The 7002-nt window shown below is 39.7% G+C and carries 6 protein-coding genes; 5 read left to right on the top strand and 1 reads right to left on the bottom strand.

The genetic code is table 11. From position 1 onward, the window contains the following. Positions 1-74: 74 nt before the first annotated feature. From ADI58_RS03495 to ADI58_RS03485, 3 genes are all read left to right on the top strand, one after another. Positions 75-581, top strand: coding sequence for a YiiX/YebB-like N1pC/P60 family cysteine hydrolase (locus ADI58_RS03495; RefSeq protein WP_049521478.1), 507 nt, complete (start codon positions 75-77; stop codon positions 579-581). Further along, the gene (locus ADI58_RS03490) at positions 565-1215 is read left to right on the top strand and encodes a DUF1803 domain-containing protein (RefSeq protein WP_065428649.1); all 651 of its coding nucleotides are present in this window, start codon (positions 565-567) and stop codon (positions 1213-1215) included. Before ADI58_RS03495 ends, ADI58_RS03490 begins: the two co-directional genes overlap by 17 nt. A 100-nt stretch (positions 1216-1315) precedes the next feature. Further along, positions 1316-1507 (top strand): CsbD family protein, encoded by a 192-nt coding sequence (locus ADI58_RS03485; protein ID WP_049521477.1) that lies wholly within the window; start codon positions 1316-1318, stop codon positions 1505-1507. 45 nt (positions 1508-1552) lie between these two features. On the opposite strand, the gene ADI58_RS03480 is transcribed toward ADI58_RS03485, so the two are convergent. After that, positions 1553-2998 (bottom strand): UDP-N-acetylmuramoyl-L-alanyl-D-glutamate--L-lysine ligase, encoded by a 1446-nt coding sequence (locus ADI58_RS03480; RefSeq protein WP_049521476.1) that lies wholly within the window; start codon positions 2996-2998, stop codon positions 1553-1555. Positions 2999-3103: 105 nt separating this feature from the next. On the opposite strand from ADI58_RS03480, the gene ADI58_RS03475 reads away from it, so the two are divergent. Further along, positions 3104-4726, top strand: coding sequence for a putative polysaccharide biosynthesis protein (locus ADI58_RS03475; RefSeq protein ID WP_049521475.1), 1623 nt, complete (start codon positions 3104-3106; stop codon positions 4724-4726). Positions 4727-4933: 207 nt separating this feature from the next. Continuing rightward, complete coding sequence (locus tag ADI58_RS03470; RefSeq protein WP_049521474.1) at positions 4934-6892, top strand: peptide ABC transporter substrate-binding protein; 1959 nt, start codon at positions 4934-4936, stop codon at positions 6890-6892. The last annotated feature ends 110 nt before the right edge of the window (positions 6893-7002 follow it).

The raw sequence follows: 7002 nt of genomic DNA, 5'->3' as shown, positions 1-7002 counted from the left end.
CAAAGAGCAAACTAGGAAGCTAGCCGCAAGCTGTACTTGAGTACGGTAAGGCGACGCTGACGTGGTTTGAAGAGATTTTCGAAGAGTATGATTTTGTGAGAGATGAGTCAGATACGGGACAGGCAATCCAGACTTCCACAGGCAACTATAACCATGTTGCCATTTGTTTGGATGGGATGATTTACCACGCTAGTGGAAAAGCGGGTGTTGTCTGTCAGGAACCAGCAGACTTCTTTGAGCCCAATCACTTGTACGACCTTTATGTCTACCCAGAAATGGATATCCATTCGGTGGAGGAAAGAGCTTTCAAACATCTTGGAGCTCCTTATAATGCTTCTTTCTATCCAGATGAAGCTGGTTTTTACTGTTCCCAGTACATAGCAGAAATCCTACCGATTTTTGAAACCATTCCTATGAAATTTGGGGATGGGACTCAGGAGATTAGTGATTTTTGGAGAGAGTATTATAGAGAACTAGGTCTTCCTGTTCCTCTGAACCAAGCTGGGACCAATCCTAGTCAGTTGGCAACATCGCCTCTGTTAGAAAGTAAAGAAAGGAATCTTCATGATTCAGATTTTTAATCCATCTCGTTTGACGAGACAGCCATTTTTTAGAGAATTGATCCGCTATCTGGACCAGCATGAGGATGTTATTTTGCGAGAAATTAAGGCTCAATTTCCAGATGTAGCAGTTGACAAACTCATGGAAGAGTATATAAAGGCAGGCTTGATTCTACGAGAAAATAAGCGTTATTATCTCAATCTTCCTATGCTTGAATCACTCGATAGTCTCGAACTGGATCAAGAGATTTTTGTCAGCGAAGCTAGTCCGGTCTATCAAGCTTTGTTACAGAAGAGTTTTGAGACGGAATTGCGTAATCAAACCAATGCAGCTATTTTAGTTGAAAAGACAGACTTTGCGCGCACTAAAATGACCCTTTCTAATTATTTCTATAAGGTCAAACATCAGTATCCTTTGACAGAAAAACAGCAGGAACTTTATGACATTTTAGGAGATGTTAATCCTGAGTATGCTCTCAAATACATGACAACTTTTTTGTTGAAATTTCTCAAAAAAGACCAGCTTATGCAGAAACGCCGTGATATCTTTGTGGACAGTTTAGTTGTACTAGGTTATATTGTTCAAAATGAAGATGGAAAGTATGAGTTGGCTATCGATTTTGATAAGGAAAGATTAACTTTCTACTTGGCGTGATTTCTTGTTTCTGAGCACATTGTTTGACTTTCCTTAGTATTCGGTATAAACTATATGTAACCGGTAACACATATCGGAATAAACTAAAGGAGACAATCATATGTCACTTGAAAACAAATTGGAACAAGCAACAGGCGCTATCAAAGAAGGATTTGGTAAAGTTACTGGGGATAGCAAGACAGAACTTGAAGGAGCTGTTGAAAAAACAGTTGCTAAGGCAAAAGACGTTGTAGAAGACGCTAAAGGTGCTGTAGAAGGTGCCGTTGAAGGTTTGAAAAACGCTTTTAAATAAAAATAGAAAAAATCAAGGGTTCTATTCCCTTGATTTTTTACTATCTTATAAATAATTTTCTGCGACGGCTGCATCTCCAGGATAGGATTCTTTCTTGCCTTGGACGATTTGGTAGCAATCGGCACCCTTACCGGCGATAATAACTGCATCTAATTCGTGATTTGTGATAGCCATAGCTGCCTTGATGGCTTCTTGGCGATCCGCAATTTTTTCAACAGGATGATCGATATAGCTACTAATTTCATCCGCAATGGCCATTGGGTTTTCGTAGTTGGGGTCATCAGCAGTCAGAAAGACTTGAATCTCAGGATGTTGATTAAGGAGGAGGCCAAAGTCCTTACGACGGCTTTCTCCTTTATTTCCTGTCGAACCCAGAACCAGAGCAATTTTTCCAGTTTGATGAGTTTCAACCACATTGATGAGTTTTTTGAGACTATCACCATTGTGGGCATAGTCGATGAAGACCTTGGCTCCATTTTTCTGAGTGAGGACTTCCATACGACCAGGAACGCGGGTTGCAGCAATTCCTTTTTTGATGTCCTCAAGACTAGCTCCGAGACGGAGGCAAGCAAGTCCAGCAGCAACGGCATTTTCTTGGTTGAAGTGACCAATCAGTTGGATATCATAATCACCAGCCAGTTTCCCACTAGCTGAAAAGCTAAAGGCTTTGGAATTCTCGATTTGATTATTTGATTGGCTACCATAGAAATCATGGTCTTGATCTGCCACTTGTTCTTTCAAGACAGAAAAGTGGTCCATGTCACTGTTAACGATGACTGCTCGGCTATTTTCCATCAAGAGACGCTTGTGGTAGAAGTAGTCTTCAAAGCTAGGGTGTTCAATCGGGCCGATATGGTCGGGGCTGATATTGAGGAAAACTCCCACATCAAAGGTTAGACCATAGACACGTTTGACCAGATAGGCTTGACTGGAGACTTCCATGATGAGGTGGGTACGGTCATTTTGTACAGCTTGATGCATCATATCAAAGAGGTCAATACTCTCAGGAGTTGTCAATGCAGATTTAAAGAAAGTCTTGCCATCTAGAGTTGTGTTCATGGTCGACAACATTGCAGGTCGGTGACTTTGAGATAAAATGTTATAGGCGAAATAGGCTGCTGTTGTCTTACCCTTAGTACCAGTAAAGGCAAGGAGTTTAAGTTTTTTCTGTGGATTGCCATAAAACTCCATGGCAATCAAACTCATGGCTTTCTTGATATCACTGACGATAATAGCAGGAATACCAACCTCATAGTCTTTTTCAGCCACATACCAACCGAGGTCTTGAGAGATGGCAGAAATCAGGAATTCCTTCTTAAAGGCAGCACCTTTGACGAAAAAGAGGCTCTTTTCTTTGGCCTTACGACTGTCATAGCAGATACTGTCAAATACGACATGGCTGTAGTTGTAGTGATAATGTCCTTGGTCGATAATCTCGCGGAAGAGACCATCTTTCTTTAATATATCTAATACGGTTTCAATCTTAATCATACTTTCTATTGTAAACCGAAAGTCGCAAATTTACAAGTAACAAGGAAAAGTTTATAATGGAAGATAAGGAGTTTTTCCTAGTTATCAAAATTGAATGAGGAATCTATGTCGCACGAAAACAATCACCAGCAGGCCCAGATGTTACGGGGGACTGCTTGGCTAACGGCTAGTAACTTTATCAGTCGCCTACTCGGGGCTATTTATATTATCCCATGGTACATCTGGATGGGGTCTTATGCAGCTACGGCCAATGGTCTCTTTACCATGGGTTATAATATCTATGCCTGGTTCTTGCTGGTTTCAACAGCAGGGATTCCAGTTGCGGTGGCCAAGCAAGTTGCCAAGTATAATACCATGCGAGAAGAAGAGCATAGCTTTGCCCTGATTCGGAGCTTTTTAGGATTTATGACAGGACTAGGCCTCGTTTTTGCTTTAATCTTGTATGTCTTTGCTCCTTGGCTAGCAGACTTGTCTGGCGTGGGCAAAGACTTGATCCCAATCATGCAAAGCTTGGCTTGGGGAGTCTTGATTTTCCCATCTATGAGTGTTATCCGAGGATTTTTCCAAGGGATGAATAACCTCAAACCTTATGCCATGAGCCAAATCGCTGAGCAGGTCATTCGTGTTATCTGGATGCTCTTAGCGACCTTTATCATTATGAAGCTCGGTTCAGGAGATTACCTAGCAGCCGTTACCCAATCCACCTTTGCTGCCTTTGTCGGCATGGTAGCTAGTTTTGCAGTTTTGGTCTATTTCCTTGCTCAAGAAGGGTTACTCAAAAGAGTCTTTGAAACAGGAGATAAGATTAACAGCAAGCGTCTTTTGGTTGATACCATTAAGGAAGCTATTCCTTTTATCTTGACTGGTTCGGCTATTCAGCTTTTCCAAATCTTGGACCAAAATACCTTTATCAATAGCATGAAGTGGTTTAGCAACTACAGTAATGAAGACTTAATTGTCATGTTTTCTTATTTTTCTGCCAACCCAAATAAAATCACGATGATTTTGATTTCTGTTGGGGTTTCAATTGGGGGTGTCGGTTTACCACTTTTGACTGAAAACTATGTCAAGGGGGACTTGAAGGCAGCTTCTCGTCTCGTTCAGGACAGCATTACCATGCTTTTTGTATTCCTGTTACCAGCAACGGTTGGAGTGGTTATGGTAGGAGAACCTTTATATACAGTCTTCTATGGCAAGCCAGATAGTTTGGCTATGGGCTTGTTTGTCTTTGCAGTTTTGCAGTCTACTATTTTAGGTCTGTACATGGTCTTGTCTCCAATGCTTCAGGCCATGTTCCGCAACCGCAAGGCTGTTCTCTATTTTATCTATGGTTCCATTGCCAAGCTAGTCTTGCAAATACCTACCATCGCCCTCTTCCACAGTTATGGTCCTTTGATTTCCACAACCATCGGTCTTATTATTCCTAACGTCTTGATGTATCGGGATATTTGTAAGGTAACTGGTGTTAAGCGCAAGGTGATTTTGAAACGAACCATTTTAATCAGTTTGTTAACTATTTTCATGTTTCTAGTAGTAGGGACATTGCAGTGGATTTTAGGATTTGTCTTCCAACCAAGTGGACGTTTGTGGAGTTTCCTATATGTAGCCCTTGTCGGTGCCATGGGTGGAGGAGTATACGGAGTCATGAGTCTTCGTACCCGTCTATTGGACAAGGTGATTGGACAAGCCCAAGCTAATCGCCTACGAGCAAAATTAAAAATTTCTTAAAAAAATAATTTATAAATAAAATGAATAAGTTGAGTTTTTTTAAAATCAAAACACTCTCTTATTCATTTTTTATTGTTAGAATTGGATATGAAATGTAAAACAGAGAATAAATAATGAAAGTAATTGAATTTTATGTCAAAAAACACTTGACTAAAAAGTAGTTAGTTTGTATAATAAAACAAATATTTAAATCAGGAGGTTCTGGAAATGAAAAAGTCTAAGGCCAAGTATGCAACGCTTGCAGGTATCGTGTTAAGTGCAGGTATTTTATTAAGCGCGTGTGGAAATTCTAGCACAGGATCAAAAACCTATAACTATGTTTATTCAAGTGATCCATCTAGTTTGAACTATCTAGCAGAAAACCGTGCAACAACAAATGATATTGTGACCAATCTGGTAGATGGTCTCATGGAAAATGACCAATACGGGAACTATGTTCCATCCTTGGCAGAGGATTGGAGTGTTTCTAAGGACGGTTTGACCTATACCTACAAACTTCGTAAGGATATTAAGTGGTATACTTCAGATGGGGAAGAATATGCTCCTGTAACTGCCCAAGATTTTGTGACAGGTTTGAAATATGCGGCTGATAAAAAATCAGAAGCCTTGTACTTAGTGCAAGAATCTGTTGCTGGTTTAGATGACTATATCACTGGTAAAACAACAGACTTTTCAACTGTCGGAGTCAAGGCTCTTGATGACCAAACCGTTCAATATACTTTGACACGACCAGAATCTTACTGGAACTCAAAAACAACCTCAACCATTCTCTTCCCAGTCAATGCGGATTTCTTGAAATCAAAAGGGGATGATTTTGGGAAGGTAGACCCATCTAGCATTTTGTACAATGGACCTTTCTTGATGAAATCCTTTGTTTCAAAATCGGTCATCGAATACAAGAAAAATCCTAACTACTGGGATGCTAAAAATGTCTTTGTAGATGATGTCAAATTGACTTATTTTGATGGTAGTGACCAAGATGCGTTAGCACGTAATTTTACTGAAGGTGTTTATAGCTATGCTCGTCTCTATCCAAACAGTTCAAGCTTCGAAGGGATCAAAGAAAAGAATAAGGACAATATCATCTATAGCATGCAAGATGCTACTTCTTACTTCTTAAACTTCAATTTAGATAGAAAATCTTATAAATTCACTTCCAAGACAAGTGATGCTGAAAAGAAATCGACTCAAGAAGCGGTTCTTAACAAGAACTTCCGTCAAGCCATTAATTTTGCCTATGACCGTACAGCTTACGGGGCCCAATCTCAAGGAGAAGAGGGGGCAACTAAGATTTTGCGTAACCTCGTCGTTCCTCCAAACTTCGTAAGTATCAACGGAAAAGACTTTGGTGAAGTAGTAGCCTCTAAGATGGTCAACTATGGTAAGGAATGGCAGGGAATCAACTTTGCAGATGCCCAAGATCCATACTACAATCCAGAAAAAGCTAAAGCTAAATTTGCTGAAGCTAAGAAAGAACTCCAAGCCAAAGGAGTTCAATTCCCTATACACTTAGATAAAACTATAGATTTGGCTAATAAGGCTGAAATTCAAGGAATTAATTCCATGAAGCAATCAATAGAATCTGTCTTAGGTGCAGATAATGTTGTGATTGATGTTCATCAACTTTCTACAGAGGACTATGATAGTTCAGGTTATCTTGCTCAAACTGCAGCTCAGAAGGATTATGATCTTTACAATGGTGGTTGGACTGCAGACTATCAAGATCCTTCAACCTATCTTGACGTCTTTAACGTTAATTCTGGTGGTTTGATGCAAAATCTAGGTATAGAGCCAGGTGAAGCCAATGACAAGGCCAAGGCTGTTGGGCTGGATGTCTACACTCAAATGTTGGAAGAAGCTAATAAGGAGCAAGATCCAGCTAAACGTTATGAAAAATATGCAGATGCCCAAGCTTGGTTAGTAGATAGCTCTCTAGCAATTCCAAATGTTTCACTAGGCGGAACACCAACATTGAGAAAAATTGTTCCTTTCTCAACACCATATTCATTGGCTGGTAATAAAGGGGTTGAATCATATAAATACCTCAAATTACAAGATAAGACAGTTACAAAAGACGAATATGAAAAAGCCAAAGAAAAATGGTTGAAAGAAAAAGAAGAATCTAATAAAAAAGCCCAAGAAGAATTGGCAAAACATGTGAAATAGGGATTTTTCAAGAAAAACGATGGTTTCGAAAGAAGCTGTCGTTTTTTATAGAATGATGGCAAATTTGGGCTGAAAGTGTTTACATTTTTTAATTGGTTTACTGAATTTAT

The organism is Streptococcus mitis (genome assembly GCF_001074635.1).
In the GTDB taxonomy this organism is placed as follows: domain Bacteria; phylum Bacillota; class Bacilli; order Lactobacillales; family Streptococcaceae; genus Streptococcus; species Streptococcus mitis_E.
The sequence above is the reverse complement of the archived record's forward strand: the minus strand, read 5'-3'. Positions and strand labels throughout refer to the sequence as shown.